The sequence below is a fragment of the Promicromonospora vindobonensis genome, from assembly GCF_042685865.1.
GTDB lineage: Bacteria > Actinomycetota > Actinomycetes > Actinomycetales > Cellulomonadaceae > Promicromonospora > Promicromonospora vindobonensis.
Window position 1 is genome coordinate 87,012 of the sequence record NZ_JBHUOG010000002.1, and the last position, 22,568, is coordinate 109,579.

Annotated in this window: 23 protein-coding genes; 18 read left to right on the top strand and 5 right to left on the bottom strand. The window is 66.9% G+C overall.

Annotated features, from left to right (window positions below):
- Nucleotides 1-55 precede the first annotated feature (55 nt).
- The 3 genes from ACFS27_RS13650 to ACFS27_RS13660 form a co-directional block, all read right to left on the bottom strand.
- On the bottom strand, nt 56-313 hold the full coding sequence (locus tag ACFS27_RS13650; RefSeq protein ID WP_377183840.1) for a WhiB family transcriptional regulator: 258 nt from the start codon (nt 311-313) through the stop codon (nt 56-58).
- 280 nt (nt 314-593) lie between these two features.
- Nucleotides 594-1,895 (bottom strand): hypothetical protein, encoded by a 1,302-nt coding sequence (locus ACFS27_RS13655; protein WP_377183842.1) that lies wholly within the window; start codon nt 1,893-1,895, stop codon nt 594-596.
- 63 nt (nt 1,896-1,958) lie between these two features.
- The gene (locus ACFS27_RS13660) at nt 1,959-2,309 is read right to left on the bottom strand and encodes a hypothetical protein (protein ID WP_377183844.1); all 351 of its coding nucleotides are present in this window, start codon (nt 2,307-2,309) and stop codon (nt 1,959-1,961) included.
- Nucleotides 2,310-3,759: 1,450 nt separating this feature from the next.
- Here ACFS27_RS13660 and ACFS27_RS13665 point away from each other — a divergent pair.
- Nucleotides 3,760-4,263, top strand: a complete 504-nt coding sequence (locus tag ACFS27_RS13665) for an SLOG family protein (protein ID WP_377183845.1) — start codon at nt 3,760-3,762, stop codon at nt 4,261-4,263.
- 94 nt (nt 4,264-4,357) lie between these two features.
- Here the strand turns inward: ACFS27_RS13665 and ACFS27_RS13670 are convergent, their stop codons facing one another.
- Nucleotides 4,358-4,732, bottom strand: coding sequence for an Lsr2 dimerization domain-containing protein (locus tag ACFS27_RS13670; protein WP_377183846.1), 375 nt, complete (start codon nt 4,730-4,732; stop codon nt 4,358-4,360).
- Nucleotides 4,729-5,064, bottom strand: coding sequence for a histone-like nucleoid-structuring protein Lsr2 (locus ACFS27_RS13675; RefSeq protein WP_377183847.1), 336 nt, complete (start codon nt 5,062-5,064; stop codon nt 4,729-4,731). Before ACFS27_RS13675 ends, ACFS27_RS13670 begins: the two co-directional genes overlap by 4 nt.
- Before the next feature lie 206 nt (nt 5,065-5,270).
- On the opposite strand from ACFS27_RS13675, the gene ACFS27_RS13680 reads away from it, so the two are divergent.
- From ACFS27_RS13680 to ACFS27_RS13760, 17 genes are all read left to right on the top strand, one after another.
- A complete protein-coding gene (locus tag ACFS27_RS13680; protein ID WP_377183849.1) occupies nt 5,271-7,124 on the top strand; it encodes a DHH family phosphoesterase in 1,854 nt (617 codons plus the stop codon).
- Between the two features lie 19 nt (nt 7,125-7,143).
- Nucleotides 7,144-7,941 carry a CPBP family intramembrane glutamic endopeptidase gene (locus ACFS27_RS13685; RefSeq protein WP_377183851.1) on the top strand — a complete coding sequence of 266 codons (798 nt, stop codon included), beginning with the start codon at nt 7,144-7,146 and terminating at the stop codon, nt 7,939-7,941.
- A 165-nt stretch (nt 7,942-8,106) separates the two neighbouring features.
- Entirely contained in the window at nt 8,107-8,520 is a 414-nt protein-coding gene (locus tag ACFS27_RS13690; RefSeq protein WP_377183853.1) for a hypothetical protein, read from the top strand.
- 1,568 nt (nt 8,521-10,088) lie between these two features.
- Complete coding sequence (locus tag ACFS27_RS13695; RefSeq protein ID WP_377183855.1) at nt 10,089-11,927, top strand: DNA primase family protein; 1,839 nt, start codon at nt 10,089-10,091, stop codon at nt 11,925-11,927.
- A gap of 5 nt (nt 11,928-11,932) precedes the next feature.
- Complete coding sequence (locus ACFS27_RS13700; RefSeq protein WP_377183857.1) at nt 11,933-12,202, top strand: hypothetical protein; 270 nt, start codon at nt 11,933-11,935, stop codon at nt 12,200-12,202.
- A 29-nt stretch (nt 12,203-12,231) separates the two neighbouring features.
- The gene (locus tag ACFS27_RS13705) at nt 12,232-15,399 is read left to right on the top strand and encodes a hypothetical protein (RefSeq protein ID WP_377183859.1); all 3,168 of its coding nucleotides are present in this window, start codon (nt 12,232-12,234) and stop codon (nt 15,397-15,399) included.
- A 28-nt stretch (nt 15,400-15,427) separates the two neighbouring features.
- Nucleotides 15,428-15,592, top strand: a complete 165-nt coding sequence (locus ACFS27_RS13710) for a hypothetical protein (protein WP_377183861.1) — start codon at nt 15,428-15,430, stop codon at nt 15,590-15,592.
- 91 nt (nt 15,593-15,683) lie between these two features.
- Nucleotides 15,684-15,935: a hypothetical protein gene (locus tag ACFS27_RS13715; protein WP_377183863.1), complete on the top strand. Its 252-nt coding sequence runs from the start codon at nt 15,684-15,686 to the stop codon at nt 15,933-15,935.
- A 134-nt stretch (nt 15,936-16,069) separates the two neighbouring features.
- Nucleotides 16,070-16,270, top strand: a complete 201-nt coding sequence (locus ACFS27_RS13720; protein ID WP_377183865.1) for a hypothetical protein — start codon at nt 16,070-16,072, stop codon at nt 16,268-16,270.
- The gene (locus ACFS27_RS13725; RefSeq protein WP_377183867.1) at nt 16,267-18,066 is read left to right on the top strand and encodes a DEAD/DEAH box helicase; all 1,800 of its coding nucleotides are present in this window, start codon (nt 16,267-16,269) and stop codon (nt 18,064-18,066) included. Before ACFS27_RS13720 ends, ACFS27_RS13725 begins: the two co-directional genes overlap by 4 nt.
- A gap of 120 nt (nt 18,067-18,186) precedes the next feature.
- Nucleotides 18,187-18,777, top strand: coding sequence for a zinc finger domain-containing protein (locus tag ACFS27_RS13730; RefSeq protein WP_377183869.1), 591 nt, complete (start codon nt 18,187-18,189; stop codon nt 18,775-18,777).
- Nucleotides 18,778-19,224: 447 nt separating this feature from the next.
- Complete coding sequence (locus ACFS27_RS13735; RefSeq protein ID WP_377183871.1) at nt 19,225-19,485, top strand: hypothetical protein; 261 nt, start codon at nt 19,225-19,227, stop codon at nt 19,483-19,485.
- A 186-nt stretch (nt 19,486-19,671) separates the two neighbouring features.
- On the top strand, nt 19,672-19,935 hold the full coding sequence (locus tag ACFS27_RS13740; RefSeq protein ID WP_377183873.1) for a hypothetical protein: 264 nt from the start codon (nt 19,672-19,674) through the stop codon (nt 19,933-19,935).
- Nucleotides 19,932-20,288, top strand: a complete 357-nt coding sequence (locus ACFS27_RS13745) for a hypothetical protein (protein WP_377183875.1) — start codon at nt 19,932-19,934, stop codon at nt 20,286-20,288. Before ACFS27_RS13740 ends, ACFS27_RS13745 begins: the two co-directional genes overlap by 4 nt.
- Nucleotides 20,285-20,917 (top strand): hypothetical protein, encoded by a 633-nt coding sequence (locus ACFS27_RS13750; RefSeq protein ID WP_377183877.1) that lies wholly within the window; start codon nt 20,285-20,287, stop codon nt 20,915-20,917. The genes ACFS27_RS13745 and ACFS27_RS13750 overlap by 4 nt, the downstream gene beginning before the upstream one ends.
- A gap of 178 nt (nt 20,918-21,095) precedes the next feature.
- Complete coding sequence (locus ACFS27_RS13755; protein WP_377183879.1) at nt 21,096-21,764, top strand: hypothetical protein; 669 nt, start codon at nt 21,096-21,098, stop codon at nt 21,762-21,764.
- Nucleotides 21,765-21,975: 211 nt separating this feature from the next.
- Entirely contained in the window at nt 21,976-22,545 is a 570-nt protein-coding gene (locus ACFS27_RS13760; protein WP_377183881.1) for a hypothetical protein, read from the top strand.
- The last annotated feature ends 23 nt before the right edge of the window (nt 22,546-22,568 follow it).

Here is a 22,568-nt window from a genome sequence, read left to right on the forward strand (position 1 = left end):
CTTTTTTCTCTCCCGCCGGACCCTCTGCCCGTCACAGCCCGGAGCCGCCGGCTCGTCATGTCGGGCTGCGTTTCGTCAGTGCCTTCCGCTCGGCCCGGGTGAGGCCGCCCCAGATGCCGAAGCGCTCGTCGTTGCGCAAGCCCAGCTCGAGACACTGTTCGCGCACCGGGCAGGACTGACAGATCTTCTTCGCCTTGCGGCTGACGCCGCCGCCGGCGAAGAAGATCTCGGGATCCTCGTCCAGGCAGCTCGAGCGCTCATGCCAGGACGACGCAAGGGCTGGAAACTGGTCGTACACGTCGAACATCGTCATCGTTCTGTCCTCCCAGCCGTCGTGGTGCCGGGGAGCGCGGAGCGCTCACTGTCCTCGCAGGTGGCGTAGAACGTCCGGCCGATTCACTGGGGCGAGCATCAGCGACAGTCCTGCTCTTGTCGGTGCTGAGATGTCCGATCGTGAGGCAAGCCTTCGGCGACACGTCGCAATCCCGCCGAGACGGTGCCGATAGTCTTTCGGACGACGCGGTTGTTCCGGCGCAGCACGGCGTGCAGGTCCTTCTCGAAGTCACCTGGGTGCTCGCCTTCTGCGTCCTTGCTCACCACGCGACTACCTCTTCTCTCGGCACCTCGGCAAGTGCCGCCTGCGCGCTCTGCTCGACGTGGCGAGCCGCGATGTAGAGGCCTTCGCGGTTGAGGTGTCGCGAGTAGCTTGAGTCCAGGTAGAGCACGGGCACGTCACCGGCCGCCTTGAGCAGCGCAGGGTGCAGCAGGTCCTTGATCGCGCCCGAGCCGCCGCCGTAGACGTAGACGACCTCGGTCGTCGCGCCGGCCTGGGAGAGGACGTCCCCGAGGGCGGAGACGATCTCGTCGACCAGGTAGCTGGCCTCGACCTCGGCGAAGCCCGCCGCGCGGTCGTGGCGCGACTTCTGGAGGACCGACGGCTTCGCGTGCAGGAAGTCCGCCAGCTGCTTGCGCGAGGAGAACTGCAGAGTGTTGTCCGACTCGCTCATGCGCTCCATGGCGTTCATCAGCGCCGTGCCGTAGCCCTCGTCGAGCGTGGCGGCGGCCTCGGGATTGAACCGCCCGTCGGTAAAGACGGGGAAGTTCACAGTGCCTTCGCCGACGTCGACGCCGATCGTGTTCTGGACCGCCACCAGGTCCGCCGCCGTGACGCCCTCGACGAGCGAGGCATCGCGAGCACGCAGGTCCTGCAGGAGCGCCTGGGCGAGGACCTCGCCCTTTTCGGTGATGGCGAACTGCGCGGAGGCGCCCTCTGCCATCACCTGCACGTCGATGAACTCGAGGCGGATGCTGACGGGTGTGTTGAAGTTCTTGATCGTCACGAGGTGCACCGCGCGGTCGGTACCGCCTCGAGCGCCGGTGAACTCCGCGGCGTAGGCGTGGCGTCGTGCGACGTACTCCGAGATCGGCAGCGCCAGGCCGGCACGCACCAGTACGCGCAGCTCGTGATCCGGCAGCGAGCCGTGGGTGGTGACGTGGTCGCGCAGCGCCTTGGCGGCGAAGACGCCGAGCACGAGCACCTTCGACAGCTCCTGATCGGCCTTGGAGTGCTTGCCGATCACCTCGAACTCGGTGAACTTCGAGCCGCGCACGGACAGCGCGGCCCGGCCGAAGATCCGGCGATCCGAGGCGGCCACGAGCGGCGTCGTGAGTGAGCAGTCGAGATGGTTGTAGAAGTCGCCGGTGATCACCGCGAACGCGTCGCTGTCCGAGAGAGGCACCTTCGGGGAGGTGCGAGACGTCGAGACGACCGCGCTGGGCAGGTCGATCTCGTCGAACACCGCGGTCTTCGTGTTCCGGATGACGCCTTTGACGTAGCCGTTGCCGACGTCGATACCGCCGGTGAGAGTGATGATGTCGTTCGCGCTGCTGTTCATTTCTTCGACCCCTTGGTGTCGTTCACGAATGGTGTCCCTACCTGGAGAGCGACGATCACTCCGTTACCGCCGGGTGCTCGACATGATCTCGTCGATGGATACCTGCTTTGCGGGCTGTGTGGATTCCTCGGAATCGTCGGCCGGCGCGGGGGCTGACTCCTCGTCCCGCGGTGCGGGACTCGAGCTCGGCCCGTCATCGGACTGCTCTGCCTGCGTTGGGTGCCCAAGGTGTGGCAGCTGCTCAACGGGCTGGTAGACGACGTCTGTGTAGCCGTGGTGCTGGATCGCTTCCCGCACGAGCCACCGCAGCGATTGCGTGGGCTTGGTCTGCGCATCGAGCCAGGCGATCACCGAGGTGTCGACGGCGGGCACGGTCCAGCGAATCTTGCGGGGTTCACCCGACTGCGTTGCCATCGTGCTCACCTGACCCCCGAGCTCGCAGTCGACGCCCATCCGGCTGTGCAACCGACGTGGCTGTTGCCGTCATGCGGACTCACCTCACCTTCGTATTCAGGCTCAAGCATGGATCATTCCGGGCCGAGCATAGATGATCTATCGAGCCCTTTGCAATACCTATCGGATACGCGAGTCATCCACCATTGCGGTACGAATCGGGTACCAGTGAGGACACGCAGGAGACACCTCTGTGCCACTCACGGGCGATGGAACGCAGGGCGCCGGCCGCATGCGCCAGCGCGCCACGCGAGATACACGGGAGAGACGCGCACGGGACACCATCGAGCCACCCGGGACGACGGCGTCGTCCGACAGGAGCCGCTCCGGCGGCTTCATGACGCCCAGAGGTGTTCCCGCTGGGTCCTGGCGAAGCCCAGCCGCCTACCCGGGCACGGGTCGTGTCTTGTCCGTGTCCCGAGGAGCCGCTTGGTGCGACACATCGACGGCCCAGGATGGGAGCTCGCAGACGTCGAGAAGCGTGACGTGCACGCCTCGAGTGCGCTGTGCAACCGGGGGCCGGGTCGCTACCAAGCGTCGACTCCACCTTCTACCGGTCGTCTGCTCCACTGATCCAGAGGCTCGGTCGCCGTCCGAAGCGCCCATGTACAGCCGTAACGGCGCAGGTGACGAGGAGCACGGCGAGGACTTGCTTCGCCTGCCGGAGCACGCTGTGACAGGAGCGATAGACCAGGGCTGCGCCCCGCGTTCTGAGGGCAGCGCAGACTCGTACCCCCCGCTCGATCGTGCCTCACGAGACGGAATCAGCTTGGGGTACGGCTGTATCACGGTCGTCAAAAGAGCCGTACGACCAGAAGGTGCGATGACCAGGCGAAACGGCCGGACCCGTACCCCGCTGCGCGGAAAAGGGGGAGGGGTACGGGTCGAGAGGGTACGAGCCGTTTCCCCTGATGAACGGCGCATCGGTCCTCCGCCAAGGCTCCGGACGCGCTGCAGTGGAGGGAAGAAGCAAAGGGCATAAGGGAACCTGATAACACGTGTCCTGCGGACCCTCGCTCCGCTCGGCCTCTCCGCTGCGCTGCGAGGACGTGTTAGTCGGCATAGCCGACGGGTTCCGCCGCTCGCTTCGCTCGCCAGACCTTCGGTCGCTGCGCTCCCTCGGCTATGCCCAGCGCTGCGCTTGAGAGAGGAGGCCCCACCACTGCTCCGCTGCATTCATCCACAAGCCGGCCGCAGCAGGAGGGCGTAGCCGTGGCGGATGGCCCGGCGCTGCGCGCCGGGCTGACTGAGGACGGTCCGTGCGACCGCTCGCTGCGCTCCCGTAGGGGAGCAGATCGCACGAGAACGAGCAGTGGGCCGTCAAGCCAGCAGAGCTGGCACGGGTGCGCAGTCGCACATCTATGCGACGAGTCGGAAGTCGACGACGCCACTGGAAGAGGAGAGTGGAATGATGCCCGGAAAGATCTCAGACAGGTTCTCCCACGTCGTCCTCGTCACCGGTGCCCGCACCTGGACCGACGAGCCGACGATGCGCTCGGTCTTCCGCGAAGCCTGGCGAACCTGGGGTGCAGAGATCGTCGTGCGCCCGCTGCTCCTGTCCGGCAACTGCGACAAAGGTGCCGATGCCATGGCCGAACGGCTGTGGCGCGACGCCGGCTTCGAGGTCCTCACGTTCCCCGCCGACTGGTCCGCGCACGACCGGCCCGGCCTGCGACGCAACCAACACATGGTCGACGTCGCAGGGGACTTCCTCGACGCAGGAGCGAGCGTGCTCTGCACAGCATTCCTCGACCTGTGCCGCAAGCCCGCCTGTCCGCGGCGCAGCCAGGAGCAGCTTCTGCCTGCCGGCCCTCCAGGTCACTTCTCCCACGGCACCGTGCACTGTCGATCGCGCGCGCTGGCTGCCGGGCTCCAGGTCCTCGACGCCGTACCATCCAGCGTTTCGGCTCGCTGAGGCCGTGCGCGCGACTGGGTCGCCCATGACGAACCCCGGGCCGAGAAAATGGTCCGGGGCCATGCTGCGGCAGTTCCGCAGCAGGATCAGCGAATCAGCTGCTCTTGGTGGCCCGGTTGCGCGTCCTCGCGCGGGACCGATCGCTCTCCTTGTGAGCCTCGCGGTAGGCGGAGTAGATCCTCTTCGGGATTCGACCACGGTCAGCGAAGTCGTAGCCCTGCGCTCGGGCCCAGATCCGGATCTGCTCGCGTTCCTCGGGGGTCGTGTCTGACGGGACCCGATCGCCCGTCTTCTTCGAAGCTCTCCGGCCGGCCTCGCGATACGTCTTCAGGACTCGCTCGAGATCCTTCTGCTCTTCGTCCGTGAGGTCTATCTCGTACCACGTGTCTGCCAGTCCGAACACAACCGTACCTGCGTCCGGCTTCCCGCTGATGTCCGACTCGACGACAACGACGTTCCGAACAGTCACGTCTGATCGCTCTTCTTGTGGGCTTCCCGGTAGGCGTCGATGATCTTTCGCGGGATGCGACCGAACTCGGTGACCTCATGGCCTTGCTCTCGGGCCCAGGTGCGGATCTTCGCGCGCTCTTCGACGGTCGTCTCGGGCGTGGCCCGCTTCTTCTTGGTCGACTGCCCGGCCTTCCGGCCAGCCTTCACAAAGGGAGCCAGGGCTTGTTCGAGCTCCTTCTGCTCATCCTCTGTGAGGTCGACCTCGAACCAGGTGTTGCCCAGGCCAAAGGTGACCGTGGCGGCATCGGATTGCCCACTGATGTCTGACTCGACGATTGTCTTAATGGCCATGTTGCCGACACTAGCTCATGCGCGAGAGCCATGAGAAGCCTATCGAGTGATCAAGTGACAGATCTGTGCCATAGGCCCTCGTATAGTGCCATTGATGCTGCGATTCTAGCAGTAGAGACGGATCGCACTGCTAAAATCGCACTACGGGCTCGGATGGTTTCACGCCGCTCCCACGACTATCGACCCGATCGAGAGAGGCCACCAGCATGTCCATGCTCCAGACCGTCGGCGACCGCTACGGCAGCGTCGAGAACACCGACCTCTTTGCTCTGCTGTGCCGGCGCCGAGGTTGGTCGGACGGCTACCTCGAGGCCATCGAGTCCACCGAGCACGACGAGCTCCTGGATCTCGCCGAGATGGTCGAGGCTCTCGAGGACGCCCGGACCACAGGCAAGAAGGTCACGATCGCCCCGGACTTCGACATGGACGGCATCGCCTCCGGTGTCCTCGGCTACGCAGGGCTGTCCGAGCTTGGCTTCGATGTCGAGCTGCACGTGCCTGACTACCGCCGTGGTCACGATCTCACCATTGAGGACATCGACGAGATCCATCAGCGCTGGCCCGACACCCAGATCCTCCTGACCTGTGACGGGGGAGTGAACTCCCACCACGGAATCGCCGCCGCACGGGCTCTGGGCTGGACGACGCTGGTGACCGACCACCACGAGGAGCTCGAGCCCGGGTCCACCGCGGACATCACCGTCGATCCCTGCCGGATCGACGAGACCTACGCTCACACGGGCATCTGCGGAGCGCACGTGCTCTACCAGGTCGTCGAGGCCCACGCCCGCAAGCACCGTCCAGACAAACTCTGGGCGATCCACCTGCTGCGCCTGTTCGCCGGCCTCGGCACCGTCTCCGACGTCATGCCGATCCTCTACGAGAACCGTCAGCTGGTACGCGACTCGCTCTCGATCGCCCGCCTTCTCCGCGTGGCTGCGCCGAAGACGATCCCGAACCCCTGGGGCGGCTACGACCCGGACCCCGAGGCAATCGACATCGAGAAGTCGACCCTGATGCAGCTGCTGCGCACCGAGGCGCATCACCCGGCGTTCCTCTCGGCGTTCGAGGGCTTCGCGCTCATGCTGAAGGCCTTCGCGCAGCACGGCAAGATCCGCGACGCCGACGACCTCGACGAGGGCTTCTATGGCTTCTATCTCGCACCGGCGATGAACAGTCCCCGCCGGATCGGGGCGCCGCTGGACGACTGCTTCGAGGTATTTACGGCCGTCGGGACCGAGGAGAAGCTCAAGGCTGCTCACGCGGTCATCGCGAACAACGAACTGCGCAGGCAGATGACCGTCGAGCACCTCAAGGAGCTCACCGACGGTGACCAGCCGCTGGCTCCGTGGGTGTACTTCTCGGACGCACGGGCGGGCATGTACGGCCTGCTGGCCAGCCAGATGATGGAGCGCAGCGGCCACCCCGTCGTGGTCGTCAACCGCCCCAGCGGTTCCGACGACTTCGTTAGCGGTTCCGGTCGTGCGCCAGGCTGGTTCGACATCATCACCGGCCTCGAACCATACGACGGACTTGCCGCCATCGGGCACCAGCAGGCGTGCGGCGTGCGCATCGAGAGCGCGGACAAGCTCAACGTTCTCGTCGAGATCCTCGCCGACGCCACACGGGTCGCTCTCCTGGCCGTCGACCCCGATGCGCCTCAGGGTGATCTCGTCCTGGGGCCGGACGCCGACTGCGACGCCGGGCTCGACGACCTCGAGCCCCTGTTCGAGCTCGTGCGCCGGACCGAGACGCTCAAGCCCTTCGGGCACGGCTTCACCGCGCCGGTCGTCGAGATCGCGATCGAGCCGCTCGGGCTACGCGTCGACCGGATCGGGTCCGAGGCGCAGCACCTGCGCCTGGTCACCCGGTCAGGTCTGTCCTGCCTGTGGTGGAACGCCGCCGAGGAGAAGTTCGACGGCATCCGGGGACTTGTCCGCCGGGCAAGCCGCACCGACCTCGGGACGCTGCGCTTCACGGCCACGCTGCAGCTGAACACCTTTCGCGGTGACACTCGCGTCCAGGCCGTCATCACCCAACAGGTCGTGTCCTCCGCATGACCCTGCCAAGGAGGCAGCCATGGCCGTGCCACGAACCGATCACCGACTGCTCGCCGTCGCCTGGTGCGTCCTGGCGCCGCTCGGCGTCGTCACGGCCTACCTCGGTCTCGGCCTCGGGGCGGTATCCGTCGTTGGCGAGCCGATCGGCGCGACCGCCCTGCTCGGCGCGGTGGTGATCGTGCTGGTCGGCCTCATGCGTGTGGCCCGGCTCCGCTGGCTCGACTACACGCCCGCGCCGCATCCGACCTGTGAGACCTCGCACTTCGGTCTGTTCGTTGGAGCCTGCGCCGTGCTGGCCTTCCTGGCCGGTCAGTCGCTCGCGCTGTGGCTCTACACCACAGCCGGCTCGGCCGGCTTCGACGAGTCGCTGCGGGCCAAGGCGGACGCGGGCGCGGCCGTCACAGTCCTCCTCGCGCTGGTCATCGCGCCGATCGCCGAGGAGATGCTCTTCCGGGGCCTGCTCTACCCCCTGCTGCGCCGCCACGTGAGTGTCGTCGGCTCCGTGCTCGTCACGACCGCGGTGTTCGGCCTCGTACACGGCAACGCCGTCCAGCTCGTCGCGGTGCTACCCCTCGCCATACTGCTGGCGCTGGTCTACGAGCGCACCCGGAGGCTTTGGCCCTGCGTGCTCCTGCACCTGGGCTTCAATCTCGCGGCGATCCTCGTGCCCGCGCCAGCGCTCGTGGGGCTGTCCAACCCGGTCGCGGCGCTGCTTCTGGGCACCGTCTTCGCCGGGGTCGCAATGGTCCTCTGCCAGACGGTCGTCCTGGACCCACTTGCCCCCGCCGCCGCGGACGGACCGGGAGGCGACAGGTAGGGCTGCGGGCCTCGGAGTGCCCTCGTCCGAGAGCGACCTGGTCGCGTCGCGGAGGCAGCGATGACGCCCTCCGGTCATCAGGGTGACCGGGGCGATCCGGTCACCGGGGGAACGGCTGAGAGAATTCATTCAGTCAAACTCGACAAGAGGGGAGAGGAATCCATCATGGCTATCGTCAGCGCCTGCACGTACGACGCGCGGGGCCGGCTCGTCCGTCCCGACCAGCTCAACATCGGCCGCGCGAAGATCGGTCTCGATCTCGACACCGGTGGGTTCCCCACCTTCGATCCCGGCCACACGCACGTCTTCGTCGTGTCCGGCAGTGGCGTCACGCAAGACCACGCGCACGAGCGCGTGAGCGAGAAGCTGCGCCGCTTCTTCGAGCGGGCCGAGACCGTCCACGGCTTCCGCAAGATCGTGATGAGCAAGACCGCCGACATGAACCGGCTCAACCGCAACACCACGATCGCCTACGAGATCCTCTACGCCGTCGAACGGCCCGCGTGGTCCCGTAGCCACAGTCCCGAGCCCCCCTATGCGGGATACCACCGAGACAGAGGTGCTGCCGTCCACGTGTGACGGCCACCGTCCACGTCTCGCGCTCGTCAACACGATGCACAGAGGCCGGAGAGTTCCCTTCCCACGGGGACGCTCTCCGGCCTCTGTGTTTTCACGTTCCAGTGCAACAACGGCGACGACAGCCGCGTATCACCCGACGCCAATGCTACCAACCGCCAATGATCATTCGCAATGAGCAGGGACCACACACGACCGGTGAAACCATTCGCGACCATCGCGGCACTGCCGGCACCGGAAGCCACGATTCCGACTCGTCCTCGTATCGCAGGCGTCATCCATGTCCACCGCGACGCAGATGATCAGTCAGACCGTGCTGTCGTACGAGTCCGCCAGGCGGATGCTAGACATCGATACCTCGCAAGGACGCACCCGGGGGGCTCGTCAGAGCCCACCAGCGGAGCACGAGAGGCCACGGTGACGGGGGAACACGCACCGACGTGACCGAGGCTAAGTAACACCATGGTGTGCGAGCGGCTCATACGGAGGCATGGATCCCAAGGTGCTCGCCTGGGTGTCGCATCGAACCGGATGGGTACCTGGCGTCAGCTGCCCGGCGATCGCGCTCAGCTCACGCTCGGCGGCTGCGCAGAACCCGCGGCAACTGGACGGTGCACGACGGCGTCGGACGCCGAGGTCTCAGGTCGCCCAGGAAGAGAACCGGGCGTTCGGGCCTCGAGGTGTACCACCTGACGTGGTACACGCAGGGAAACCACACTTGACCTGGTCAAACGTCTGTATCGCGAGGGTCTGCTGGACGCTCCACGTACCACCTGCAACTGCCGACGTGGTACGCCGTCTTGCCTGCTCAACGGGCGTTTCTCGTCGATGTACCACGTGTACCACGATCTTCCGAGCACGTGTATAGGGACGCATCGAGTCGGCGACCCGACCCTATCCACCACCCGATCACCAGTCTGCTCTGGATCCCTCGCGCGTGTTTCTGGCCTTCATTTACTGGTACAAGTGGTACAGGGGGTATGTAATGCCTGCCTGACCAGGGGAAACGTGTGTACCACGTGCACATCTCCTCGTGGTACAGCCTCGCTGTGTCCTGTGAAATGGTCGCCCTGACCAGGCAGGACAGGTGTACCACCACACGTGGTACACGCCCCGATACCCCCGACGGGGTATGCGGTGCCTGTGGGGCGTCTGCCAGGCGTACGAGTGCCAGCCGAGGGCCGGGCCGAAGAACCCCTCCGAACCCCGACCGGACGGCCGGGCGGCTCACGCCGCCCGCGGGCGGCGTGGCCGGGAGTGAGCCGCCGGTCGCCCCGCGGTGCATGGCTCACGGAACCGCCGGTGCTCACACGGATCCGACGCCTCGACGCTCCGCGGTGTAGCTGAACCGCGGACCGTGCGCCTTCGCCGATCCCGTTCGAGGCGCGACCGAGTCTTCGACAGGCCGCTCCCGGAGCATCTATCGAATGATCATTCGATAGACCATCGCAATGATTGCGAAAGGAGGGTCGGATGGCATAGAGTCGCGTGCACGTTCCATTCGATTGCGAGTCCGATCGGCTTCCCACACCTTGCCGGCGGCGCTCGACACGATCGAGAAAGACGGCAGCATGACGACACCTGATGCCCGTACACCCGTCCCTGACGAGGCCACCGCGACGCGCAGCCCTGGCACCAGCCCCGCGGCCGACGCCCTCGCCCGCGTCACGGGGTACTTCTCGAAGCACGGCGGCATGGCCCTGCCGAACGAGATCGTCACGTACGTCACCGCGGCCTACCTCGAGGTGCTCGATCCAGCGGAACCTCCGGCCCCGCGTGTCCTGGAGAAGGAGCTGCTCGCGATCGTCAACGTCGTCTGCAAGGCAGAGAACGCCAAGGCGACCACGGCCACCGAGAAGCTCCATCCCGCCAAGTGCCTGACGAACTGGCAGGTCGCGCAGATCTTGCTGCACCTGCACCACGTCATCCGCATCGCGCCGAGCGCCAAGGACACCGACCGCGAGTACGACCTGCTGGCGATGTACCAGGCCACCGGCCCCGCTCGCGGCACCTACACCACGAGCGAGGACGACATCCGCACGACCGCGCGGAAGTACAACACGCAGCTGACCCTCAAGGAGTTCGCCGAGATCCTCGCCGTCCTGCGCGAGGACAGCCCGCGCACCCACCAGTGCAGCGACCGCGACCTCATCGCGGTGAACAACGGCGTCTTCTACTACGGCCGCGAGGACCGCGACATCACGATCGCCGGCACAGCATTCCACCTCAAAGCGAAGTCGCTGCGCCCCTTCGACCCGGCGCTCGTCTTCCTGGCCAAGTGCCACATCGACTACGTCGACGCACCCGACAACCCGGTGATCACCGACCCCGACGACGGCACGGTGTGGGACATCGAGTCCTGGGTTAACGACCTCTCCGACGACGAGGGCGTGCCCGAGCTGCTCTGGGAGATCGTCGGCGCGATCATCCGACCGCACGTCTCGTGGGGCAAGACGGCCTGGTTCTACTCCGAGCAGGGCAACAACGGCAAGGGCAGCCTGTGCTCGCTCATGCGCAACCTGTGCGGGCCGAGGTCGCACACCTCGATCCCGCTGTCCGACTTCGGCAAGGACTTCGCCCTCGAGCCGCTCGTACGCGCCAACGCGATCATCGTCGACGAGAACGACGTCGGGACCTTCATCGACAAGGCGGCCAACCTGAAGGCGATCGTGACCAACGACGTCATCCAGATCAACCGCAAGTTCCGGATGCCGATCGCCTACCAGTTCTTCGGCTTCATGGTCCAGTGCCTCAACGAGTTCCCGCGCGTGAAGGACAAGTCCGAGTCGTTCTACCGCCGGCAGCTCTTCGTGCCCTTCATGAAGAGCTTCACCGGCATGGAGCGCAAGTACATCAAGGGCGACTACCTCCAGCGGGCCGATGTCCTCGAGTACGCCCTGTGGTACGTGCTCAACCAGGCCGGCGCCGCCGATCCGGGCAACTACTACCAGCTGTCCGAGCCTCCGGCCACGAGGGCCGTCCTGGCCGAGTACAAGGAGGCCAACGACCCCGTGCGGGCCTTCTGGGAGGAGTTCCGGGAGCGGCTGGTGTGGGACCTGGCGCCGTTCACGTTCCTCTACGACCTGTACAAGTCCTGGTTCGCCGACGTCTCGCCCTCGGGTTCCCCGGTGAGCAACAAGCAGTTCATCACCGATGTCGTGGCGATCGTCCGGGCCGACGCCCTGTGGCACTGCCCGGACAAGAACCGCAAGATCCGCCCGGGCCAGATGATGCGCAACCCCGAGCCGCTCATCGCCGAGTACGACCTGAAGAAGTGGACGAACCCGATCTACACGGGCAAGGACCCGATGAAGATCTCGCAGCCACTCCCGCAGGCCAGCTATCGCGGCCTGCTGCGGCACGCCGGTGGCCCCACCCAGAGCGACGACACCACCGACGAGGAGTTCTGAGACGTATGCGTGCAGTCGTTCACACCATCGCCGGGCGCGCCCGGGCGGTGCTCGATCTCGCCGGCCAACCGAGCCGTACCAGCACGGTGCTGGCCGACATCGCGCGCGAGCAGAGGATCACCAAGCCCACCCTGCGCGCGCAGATCGCGACCGCCCCGACCGTGAAGGCCCGGCTCATGGCTGCGGCCACCCGGCGCGTGGACGAACGCCCCGGCGCCCACCCCACGACCTGCACTGAGAGCGGGCCTGACACCGGCGAACGCAGACGGCCGTGACGGCCGGAACGACGAAAGAGGTCCCCATCATGACCACCCAGCGCAGACCCGTCACGGCTGAGAACGCGCGTTTCACTTTCTACGACATCGAGTCGCTCAAAGACGTCTTCACGCTGTGCGCGTACACGCCCGAGCCTGACGGCGTCGTCGACCGGCTGGAGATCTTCTTCCTGACCGACGACGAGCAGCTCTCGGACGGCGTCGACCCGCAGGCGCTGTACGAGGCGGTCGTGCGATCCAACCCGGGCCTGCCCGCGGTGAGCACCCAACTGTGGAACCTGCGCTCCGAGCGGGGCAACATCCGTCTCGCCGAGCTCGTGGGCCTGTCCAACGCCGACCAGGTCAACGACCGCAGCGATGTCTCGAGCTACCCGGCGCACCTGCGCCCGGTCTGTGACACGGATCCCGACTACGACCCGAGCGCGCACCCGTTCCTGGCGGGGTACAACTCGATGAACTACGACACGGTCATGCTCGCGCTCTATCTCCACGAGGCGTTCCCGGCCCCGCACAGCGACCGGTTGTTCCAGCCGGCCACAGCGCGAGGGATGCGCGAGCACAACGACACGCTGTTCGGCGAGCACATCGAGTACATGCCCGGCTATCTCGGCTGGGACGGCCCGGCGGCCAAGATCCGCCGCGCGATGCTGCACTCAGGGCGTCACCTCGACGTCGCCCGCCTCAACGAGCAGCAGTTCAAGGTGAGCCTCAAGCGCCTGCTCGGGATGCTCGGCCACCAGATCAAGGAGTCCGACAAGCTCAGCCACGACACCTCGATCCGGACCCTCGAGGAGCTCTACGAGCTGCTGGCCTACAACGTCTCCGACTGCCTCGGTCTGGCGCAGCTGTTCACGCATCCGACCTACGCGAGCAGCTTCGACCTCAAGGCCAGCCTGCTCACGCAGTACGCCGAGACGGTCTACGCCAGGGACGGCTCGGCACGCCGCGACCGGCTGACCGTCGACTCGTCCTCGGCGAAGTTCGTCGGCCGCATCCTCGCGCCGTACACGCCGCTGAACGACATCGAGGCAGTCTCCTTCCTCTACCCGGCCAAGGAGGTGGCCGCCGAGCGAGGCGTCGCCCAGGTCAACGTCCTGGACGAGTGCGTGCGCTTCTTCGAGAACCACGTGGCACCCGACCCCAGGAAGAACCCAGGCACGACACCGGCGCAGAAGGCGGCGCATGCGCAGTTCATGCAGGTCGTCGGCTACTACCGCTCGGTCGAGGGGAAGAACTTCAACGACTCGGACGAGTACCAAGAGCTCTACTCCCTGCCGCCCAGGTCGCTGCGTGACGTGCCGAAGACACCGAACAACGTGCCCTACTTCCACTCCGACGCCTCGCCGTCCTCGTGCTTCGTGACGTTTTCCACCGGAGGGATCCACGGCGCCGAGGCCGACATGTCTGCCTACACCCTGGACCGGATCGCGCGCATCGAGGCAGACACGATGCTCCAGCGTGCCCGGATCGCCTTCCCGGACGCGAAGGACTTCGTCGCGGAGGCCAAGCGCCAGCACCACCTGCTGGCCCTGCCCGACGGCACATGGGTCGACAAGCGCCTCGTGCTGCTCGGCTCCGACACCGAAAAGGTCAAGTACCGCAAGCCGAAGAAGGACGACCCCGAGCAGACCGCGCAGCTCGCACGCGCGCAGGCCCAAACATCCGACCCCGCCGACCTGCTGGCCACCCAGCGCCCAGAGGCCGAGGCGCTGCACGTGCGTCTGGCCGACGGGACCGTGCTCGATGGGAAGGCCGTCCTGGCCGTCACCTCGGCGGCCAAGGCGGTCTACCGCGACGAACCGGCCAAGAGAGCACCGGCCCTGTTCACCTCGAAGGAGGACGGCTCCACCAGGCTGCACCCGAAGTACGCCCGCACCAGCGCGGGCCTGGTCATCCACGAGGACTTCACGAGCTACTACCCCAACCTGCTGCGCAACATGCGGGCCTTCTACAACCCCGAGCTGGGTGAAGACCGCTACACGACGATCTTCTTCGAGAAGGAGCGCCTGGGCCAGGAGATGAAGAAGCTCGGGATCACCCCTGAGGAGAAGGCCCGGCTGGCGACCCTGCGCAACGGCACCAAGCTGATCCTCAACTCGGCGTCCGGAGCCGGTGATGCCTCGCACCGCACTCCCATCCGGATGAACAACCGGATCATCTCGATGCGGATCATCGGCCAGCTGTTCAGCTGGCGCATCGGCCAGGCACAGACCCTCGCGGGCGCACGGATCATCTCGACGAACACCGACGGCCTCTACTCCGTCGTCGACGGCAGCAACGGCTTCGACGAGAGCACCAACAACCGCGTGCTCGCGCAGCAGCAGTCGGCCATCGGCGTCGAGATCGAGCCCGAGCTGATGTTCCTGATCAGCAAGGACTCCAACAACCGCCTCGAGCTGGAGGCGCCGACCCCCGGCCGGGCCGTCGCCGACAGCCCGATCATCACCGCCTCGGGTGGCACGCTGGCCTGCCACGCGGGACCCACCCCGACGAAGTCGCTGGCCCACCCCGCCGTGATCGACTTCGCCCTGGCCCGATACCTGCAGACCGTCGCCAGCCGGGGAGAGGGCGCCCTGTCCGAACCCTTCGACCCCGTGCTGGGCCGCAAGGCGATCGAGGAGGCGATCGACCCCGACGACCCGGTGCGCACGCTCGTGCTGTTCCAGAACGTCATCGCCGCATCGCGTGGATCGATCACCTACCCGTTCGCCGCGGACCCTCTCAGCGACGGTGACCAGGACGATGAGGATGCTGACGCCCGGATCGTGAACCCGCGAGCCCTGCAGATGGTCAACCGGGTCTTCATCGTCCTCGACGGCACCGACGGTGCCGTGAGCCTGCACAACGCCGGCGCCTGGAAGGTCAGCCCGGCCAGCCAGGCCAAGCGCCGCCAGAACGGCAGCGCCGGAGTGCGACGTGACGAGATCGCCGTCCAGGTCCTGCGCCACCACGGCTGGGCGAAGAACCGCAACGAGACCATCGCCACTGACGGCCTCATGTTGCTGCCCGACGACCAGGACGTCGTGATCCGCCGCATCAACGGCATCGACCCGACGTGGTCGATGGTCGTCGCCAACGACGATCTGAGGACGCTGCCGGCCCCGCGGGTCGAACGGCTCATCGCAGCGCTCGATCTAGGCACCTATACCCAGATGCTCGACGAGACGTTCACCAAGAACTGGATGAACGCCACCTGACGGCCCAGAGCAGCGAAGGAGACCAACCATGACCCCCACCGAGACGCTGACCATCATCACCCAGGTCGTCGGGGAGATCCCGTCCGACCGGTCGGTCTACGAGGACTCCGATGAAGAGGTCCGGGCTCTGGACGAAGCGCTCGGCACGATCAAGGCGACCCTGCGCACCTACCGCACAGGCCTGTTCTCGTGACCGTGACCTCGACCGAGGGTCGGTCAACGCTTCCCGAACGGGCATGCGCTGTTCAGCTCCCGCACCGCGTCCTTCAACCACGGAGAGAAACATGACCCGAGAACAGCTCCTCAAGATGATCCTCGAGACCGCACGCGTCGTCGCCGAAGAGCCCGGCAGACCGGCCGGGACCGCGCGCCACCATGCCCTCGCGCTGGCGCTGGACGCCGCAGCGGAGCAGGACCGTGCCCTCGGCATCGTCATCGCCGCCGCGAGATGGACGGATGGCCACGGCTCACCGGGCGCGGGCGAGCGCCTCGCCATGCTGCGGGAGGCCGTCGCCCGGACTGCCGACCCCCGGTGATCTCGCCTAGCGGCCGACGCGAGGGCATGGTGGCGCGCTACTTCCCGCGCCAGTGCAGGCGGCACGGTCTGCTGCGTTTTGGTCCCGGCCTACGGGGGAGTACCTGACCGGATCGTCGCCGGCCGGCCGGGATCGTGTCCGTCGAGCTGAAGCGTCCCGGCGGTGAAGTGCGCAAACGGCAGCGAACCAGGCACGCCAAACTGCGCCGCGACGGCGCACGCGTCGACGTCATCGACAACAAGGCGGCCGTCGACGACCTCGTCAACCACCTCGTTACGCGCCTGGCACACGGCGCCGCCGCCGACACCATCCAGAAGGGAGACCCCACCCCATGAACGCCCCCACGACGACACATCCGTCACCGTCCGCGATCACACTGAAGCCGCACCAGCAGCAGATCCACGACTTCCTCGTCGACCACCCCTTCGCCGGGGCATGGCTCGGCGTCGGGGACGGAAAGACCCTGACCACGCTCTCCGTGCTGCAGACGGTCCGCCCGATGGGCCACATCCTCGTCGTCGCCCCTGTCGCGATCGCGCGGTCCACCTGGCTCGACGAGATCGAGAAGTGGGGCTTCCCCATCCGGACGAAGTCGCTCATCGTCGACGAGAACGACCGGAAACTGCCCAAGGCCAAGCGCCTGGCGCGGTTCCGGGACGTCTTCACCGACCCGCCGACGATGTACTTCATCAACCAGGAGCTGCTCACCCGCTCCCCGCAGAAGACCTGCACGACCTGCAAAGGGGCAGGTGGCCACGGGAACCACCCCTGCCTGGGGTGCCAGAGCGGGCTCGTCGACCAGATGCCGATCCAGTCGATCAATGGCGAGGACACCATCATCTGGCCCTTCCAGACCGTCATCATCGACGAGTCCCAGGGTTTCAAGTCGCCCACGAGCAACAGGTTCAAGGCACTCAAGCAGGTGCGCCCGGCCGTCACGCGCCTCATCGAGCTGACCGGCACGCCGAGTCCCAACGGTCTGGACGACCTGTGGAGCCAGGTCTTCCTGCTCGACCAGGGCCAGGCCCTGGGGCAGGACATCGACGCGTTTCGCGACCGCTGGTTCGTGGCGAAGATGGTTCCGGGCACCACGAGGCCGGCGAGGTGGGATCCCACCGAAGGCGCCGAGGCGGAGATCCATCAGGCGATCTCGCATCTGGTGATGAGCGCGCAGAACACGAGCCTGCAGCTCCCGGCGCTCACGATTCAGGACACGAACGTCACGCTCCCGTCGGACTTGCTGCAGGCCTACAAGGACTTCAGGCGCCGCCTCGTCCTGGACGTCGTCAACGAGGCAGTCATGCGCAAGGCCGGCGCCGCCTACGACGACTGGCTCAGGACATCGCACGAGCCCGAGGCCCAGGTGATCCGGACGCATCTGAGCACGCTCGCCGGCGACGATCGACAGGTCGCCTACCGGGACTTCCGGCAGAGCATGATCGGGGACTTCGTCACTGATCCGGACCAGGCGCTCATCAGCACCGTCGTCGCCGGGAACCAGGGCGTGCTCACGAGCAAGCTCGCCCAGTTCGCCTCCGGCACGCTCTACACAGCGGATCCGGACGACCCCTCCACGGCGGGTCGATACGAGGTCATCCACGACAAGAAGCTCGAGATGGCCGAGTACCTCGTACGGAACAACGGCGGCGAGCCGGTGCTCGTCGCCTACCACTTCCGCTCGGACCTCGAGCAGCTGCTCGCGCGCTTCAAGAAGGCCGGACTCGATGCACGGGTTTTCGACGGATCGCGCGCCATGGTCCGTCGCTGGAACACCAAGCAGATCCCGGTGATGCTCCTGCACCCCGCCAGCGCCGGACACGGCCTGAACCTGCAGGACGGCGGTTCGACGATGATCTGGTACACGCTGCCGTTCTCGCTCGAGCACTACCTGCAGACCAACGGCCGGCTCTACCGCACGGGCCAGACCCAGCCGGTGACCATCCACCGGCTCATCGCCAAGGGCACACAGGACGAGCGGATGCCCGCGGTGCTCGCCGGCAAGCAGCAGATCCAGGACGACCTCATCCGGGCGGTCTCCGGCGACGATGCCGCTGAGCAAGCCTTCCTGGCTGCCCTGGAGGCGGAGATCCGCGAGGACCTGAGCGATCTCTGGGCCATCGAACGAGCCTGAGGCTCATCCCCCGACGTCCCCGCTGCGCACCAGTGGGGATGTCGCCGCGGTTGCCGACCCCGCCCATGTCGTCTCCGCGTCGCGTCGAGAGGAGTGGTCGGGCTGAGAAGAGGAGACGTCATGTTCATGCGCAAGTCCGTGTGCCACTCCTGCGGTCGCACCGGGTTCCGGTACGACCAGGGCCTCTACGACCCCGTCGCCGGCAGGCTGCTCACCCGATCCACCCACGACCCGGGGGACTTCGAGGAGCGGTACACCTACCTCCCGCACGAGTGCCTCGACGAGGACATCGAGGAGTACCAGCGCAAGATCGACGCCGTCGTGCAGAGTCTTGAGAGGCTGCGCGAGGAGACCACCTCGCCCTGGGACCAGGCCAGCTACGCCGACGCCCGAGTAGCCGCGAAGGGCACCCGGCAAGAGCTGCAGGAACTCGTGGCGCGCCACAGCCTCGAGCGCGACTGCCCCAGGTGCGGAGCAGGGCGGGCCGAGCCGTGCGAGAACCTCGTCCAGCGCCGCAGCGGCAGGCACGTGCCGACGAAGCATCCGCACGACGAGCGCGTGCCCGCCGTCGAGACCGTCGCCGGCCGGGAGATCGCCGCACTGCGCGACCAGGTCCTCGACGAGCACGACATCGTCTCGGAGATCTACCACGCGCTGTCGCGGGACGAGTCGATCGACAAGCTCTTGCAGATCGCTCGTCGTCGGCAGTGATCTGCGCCTGATCCGCACAACGACCACGGAGAATCCCGGACCCACGTCCGTCCGGTGGCCTGAGCACATCGCACCAGCGTCGACGAGTAGCTGGGTGAGCACGACGAGGTCGCGGTCACCCCTCGGTGTCGCGCCCTGCGGGCGCTGACCCTCGGAGGTCGGCGGCGCCGACCCGGGTGGCAGGCCGATGGCGCAACGGGTCGGGTATCGGGCGCCCCCCCAGGATCACATCGGTGTCTCGTCAGGGACATCGACAGCCCCCGCAGGAGCTTCGGACGAGACGGACTGCGCACTCGCGACCTACATGAGTCGCTGATGCGGCCTGCCGGAGTCCTCGCCGAGAACCACGAGCGCGTCTACGTGCGGCACCGCCGAGGCAACGCGGACTGAACGCCCAGCCACCAAACGATCTGGCACGCACGCGTGCCCGAGGGAGCAGAGCGACCCATGAGCACCGAGAACCGGACCATCACCGTCGACCTCACGATCGACAACTTCTACCCCGGCGAGACCGTGCAGACGTTCGTGCTGTCTGCTGTCGTCGGGGCACCGGAGAGCTTCGTCGAGGACGAGCTCCAGGACTGGGCGACAGACGAACTCTTCGAGTTCACCGGCACCGGCCGCACCCACGGCGACTCCAGCTACGACGTGACCATCACGGGCTCGTCGGAGGCAGCGCTTCTGGGCCGCAGCTTCGAGTTCGGCTGATCATCCGTACAACCTCCGAGGTCGATGACCCGGAGAACCATGCGAGCGCGTCCGCAAGATCCTCTCCGGCCGCGCTGCGCTCTTGACCAGCGACGACCTGTGCCCTGGCGGGGAGCGCAGCGACCACGACCGATATCCACGCCCGGGCCGTGTCGTCCGGCCTGGGCCCCATACCAGGAGCACACCATGAACGCATTGATGCAGGACCTCCTGCTGAACGACCGCGACGTTGAAACTGCCACGGTCCCTGTCCCCGCACTGGATGTGCACGTCGTCGAGGACGGCGACGTGATGGTCGCCGAGCACGTCCGCTCCGGCGCCTGGGTCTGCTTCTGCATCGACTCGCGTCACCGTGACCTCGACCGCAGGCCCCACGTCGGCCATCTGCCCGACGGTGCTCACCCGGTCACCGTCCACCTGTACGCCGTCATCGCGGAGGACCGCTCATGACCAGCTTCAACGGCCGCAGCCAGCGGCTCAAGCCGTGCGCCGGCGGCTGCGGGCGCAAGACCCGCGCCGTCCACTGCCGGGAGTGCTTCGCGAAGATCCCCGCCCGGGAGCGTGCGGGTGCGTTCGGGAGGTTCCAGCTCCGCCAGAGCCATCTCGTCACCGTCACCGACGGCGACGTCGACGTCGACGTCCTGCCGTCCATCACCCCGGCCCGGGCAGCCAGCGCACGCCTCACCATCGCCGAGCTCGCTGTGCGAAACACCGACACGGACGCCGCGGCCGTCGCTGCCACACGCGAGGTGATCAACATGCTCGAGATCGCCGACTCGGCAGGGCAGGAGACCACGGGATGACGGCGACCGACTCCAACCTCGGCATCACGGTGACCCCAGTGCAGCAGCGCCTCGTTCTGAGCGCGCTCCACGAGAAGGCCGTCGAGTCCGATCACTACCTTCGTGGCTACCAGGTCGACGAGACGCCCGGTCCGCTGGATGTCTGCTGCAACGCACACCTGGCCCGATATGAGGAGCGCAAGGTTCAACGCGACGCACTCCTGGTGCGCCGCAAGCAGATCAACACGCTGATCGAGGTCTTCCAGGGGACTGCACCCCAGCCCGCTGCCACGACGCCGACGACGGTGGGCGCCGAGCACATTGCGCTCGTCTACCTCGACGAGCACGGCACCGCTCACCATCAGCCCCTTTCCGACGTCGTCTCGGTCGGGACGCTCATCGACCCGGAGACCGGCGCCGATCTCCAGATCTCGGCCGCCGTCGTCGACGCCCGAGCAGACCAACGCGGTGCCTGGGACAACGCGATCCCCCGTGAGCTGGCCAACGCGCTGCGCGACCGCGGGGACCCCGAATCCCTGGCGGCTGCCCAGTGGCTGGCCGAGCACGAGAACGACGACGAGGCCTGGAGCCTGATCGGCGGCCTGCTCGACCGCATCACCCGCACGGCCAAACAGCGCAACAGGTCGTGAGCACGCCGGCCGACAGTGTGCGCGACGTCGTGGGTGCCGCCGGCTGCGGGATATCTGCACCAGCAGGGCACTGGGCGAGAAGACCTGGCAGTTCTTGCTCAACTCCGAGAAGTACTCCGCATGTACCCCGTGTGCCCGATGCGCGCCGAGGGCCCAAACAGATCCGGGTGATCCAGCCTTGGCACAGAGCAAGCGCGCACGCGCGCCGAAAAAGTACACCGACTCCCGACGCACCCAGGTCACGCCCGAGTGGCTGGACTGGTACGAGTCCCGTCGTGCCAAGGCCTCCGATGACGGTTGGTTCGAAGCAGCATCAGCGGGCATCGAGCCATCGATGTACTTCCCCGAGCAGGAGGGCAAAGAGATCCCCGAGGATGGAGCGTGGGTCATCGTGGTCGAAGAGCCCTTCACCGAGCTGCGATCGCGATTCCGGATCCCACCGCTGAGCATGTGGCGAGCCCGCGCGCACGAGCTGAACTCCGGAGCGTTCACCACCAACGGTGTGAAGGTCTACCCGAAGCAGGCCATCATCGCCACCCCGGCAGGCGACCTGCACCTCTGGCCGCACGAGTACGTCGTGGCCGAACGGCCCATGGAGCTCGCGTCTGATCCCGATGCGACCCTCAACGCGCTCGGCGGGCAGCCGGTCCTCGACGAGGACGAGCTGTTCTACCTCATGAGCCGGGGCATCGCGCGCCACGAGGCCGTGATGCTCCTGTTCGACAAGGTGACTTCCCTGGACTTCGTTTTCGTCACGTTCCCCGAGGAGATCACCGACCTCCTCGCCGGGGCGGGACAGAGCCTCCGACGCCACCTGGCAGTGCACTCGCGAAGGCACACACCATGAGCCGCTACTAGCGCAGCCGTCAGCCCATCGAGGGCTTCCGTGCTGCGCCGAACTCCGATCTGGCGCATTGGATGCACCGAGCTCGGAAAGTCCAGCGCCACGTAGCGACCCACCCCGAAGCGACGGAAGAGCACCAGGCGTGTGCGCAAGTGTCAGCCGCGATCAGCACAGACCGCAGCGGGACCGACCCGAGACCGAGAAGGAGACCGCCATGTCATCCAGGTTCGACCCCGCGATCTTGTCGGGTGATCCCGTGCACGACGAGCCTTGTCCACGATGCCGCCACGTCGGAACCGTCGTCTACGACGGCAACTACTGGTGCACGCGATGCCCCTGGGCGATGGCCGAGGGCGGACGGCCGAAGCGCATCATCGGCGCCTACCTCCGCCAGCTGAAGGCCGAGTACCTCGCCCGTGACGACGCCCGGAACGCCGCACTCATGGAGTCCTACCTCCAGGATATCGGCATGGCCACAGCCAGAGACCAGAACCCGGCCGAGGCTGCGGAGAAGGAGAAGACCGCGACCGATCCGACCAACCTGCCTCCGCGCAGGCACGGCATCAGCCTCGACGCAGATTCGGTTCGCGCCGAGCCGGACGATGCCCCTGCGGAGGCTCACGATCTGACCCCTCAGCAGGCCGCGCTGATCCAGCACCTGGGCGACGACGAGATCAACCGCGCCATCACCCAGGCAGTCGACGACGACTTCTGGGCACAGTACGACGCGGTCCGCCGCTGTGCCATCGCGACGCTCGCCCAGACACACGCAGCAGGTGCCTGAACCGTCGCCAGCAAAGCGAGCGC

Excerpts from the sequence above, each read along its gene's own strand:
- ACFS27_RS13705 (WP_377183859.1), top strand. The coding sequence starts at position 12,232 with ATGACCACCCAGCGCAGACCCGTCACGGCTGAGAACGCGCGTTTCACT.
- ACFS27_RS13760 (WP_377183881.1), top strand. The coding sequence starts at position 21,976 with ATGTCATCCAGGTTCGACCCCGCGATCTTGTCGGGTGATCCCGTGCAC.
- ACFS27_RS13740 (WP_377183873.1), top strand. The coding sequence starts at position 19,672 with ATGAACGCATTGATGCAGGACCTCCTGCTGAACGACCGCGACGTTGAA.
- ACFS27_RS13700 (WP_377183857.1), top strand. The coding sequence starts at position 11,933 with ATGCGTGCAGTCGTTCACACCATCGCCGGGCGCGCCCGGGCGGTGCTC.
- ACFS27_RS13685 (WP_377183851.1), top strand. The coding sequence starts at position 7,144 with ATGGCCGTGCCACGAACCGATCACCGACTGCTCGCCGTCGCCTGGTGC.
- ACFS27_RS13695 (WP_377183855.1), top strand. The coding sequence starts at position 10,089 with ATGACGACACCTGATGCCCGTACACCCGTCCCTGACGAGGCCACCGCG.
- ACFS27_RS13710 (WP_377183861.1), top strand. The coding sequence starts at position 15,428 with ATGACCCCCACCGAGACGCTGACCATCATCACCCAGGTCGTCGGGGAG.
- ACFS27_RS13750 (WP_377183877.1), top strand. The coding sequence starts at position 20,285 with ATGACGGCGACCGACTCCAACCTCGGCATCACGGTGACCCCAGTGCAG.
- ACFS27_RS13735 (WP_377183871.1), top strand. The coding sequence starts at position 19,225 with ATGAGCACCGAGAACCGGACCATCACCGTCGACCTCACGATCGACAAC.
- ACFS27_RS13715 (WP_377183863.1), top strand. The coding sequence starts at position 15,684 with ATGACCCGAGAACAGCTCCTCAAGATGATCCTCGAGACCGCACGCGTC.
- ACFS27_RS13725 (WP_377183867.1), top strand. The coding sequence starts at position 16,267 with ATGAACGCCCCCACGACGACACATCCGTCACCGTCCGCGATCACACTG.
- ACFS27_RS13745 (WP_377183875.1), top strand. The coding sequence starts at position 19,932 with ATGACCAGCTTCAACGGCCGCAGCCAGCGGCTCAAGCCGTGCGCCGGC.
- ACFS27_RS13650 (WP_377183840.1), bottom strand. The coding sequence starts at position 313 with ATGACGATGTTCGACGTGTACGACCAGTTTCCAGCCCTTGCGTCGTCC.
- ACFS27_RS13730 (WP_377183869.1), top strand. The coding sequence starts at position 18,187 with ATGTTCATGCGCAAGTCCGTGTGCCACTCCTGCGGTCGCACCGGGTTC.
- ACFS27_RS13675 (WP_377183847.1), bottom strand. The coding sequence starts at position 5,064 with ATGGCCATTAAGACAATCGTCGAGTCAGACATCAGTGGGCAATCCGAT.
- ACFS27_RS13660 (WP_377183844.1), bottom strand. The coding sequence starts at position 2,309 with ATGGCAACGCAGTCGGGTGAACCCCGCAAGATTCGCTGGACCGTGCCC.
- ACFS27_RS13665 (WP_377183845.1), top strand. The coding sequence starts at position 3,760 with ATGCCCGGAAAGATCTCAGACAGGTTCTCCCACGTCGTCCTCGTCACC.
- ACFS27_RS13690 (WP_377183853.1), top strand. The coding sequence starts at position 8,107 with ATGGCTATCGTCAGCGCCTGCACGTACGACGCGCGGGGCCGGCTCGTC.
- ACFS27_RS13680 (WP_377183849.1), top strand. The coding sequence starts at position 5,271 with ATGTCCATGCTCCAGACCGTCGGCGACCGCTACGGCAGCGTCGAGAAC.
- ACFS27_RS13655 (WP_377183842.1), bottom strand. The coding sequence starts at position 1,895 with ATGAACAGCAGCGCGAACGACATCATCACTCTCACCGGCGGTATCGAC.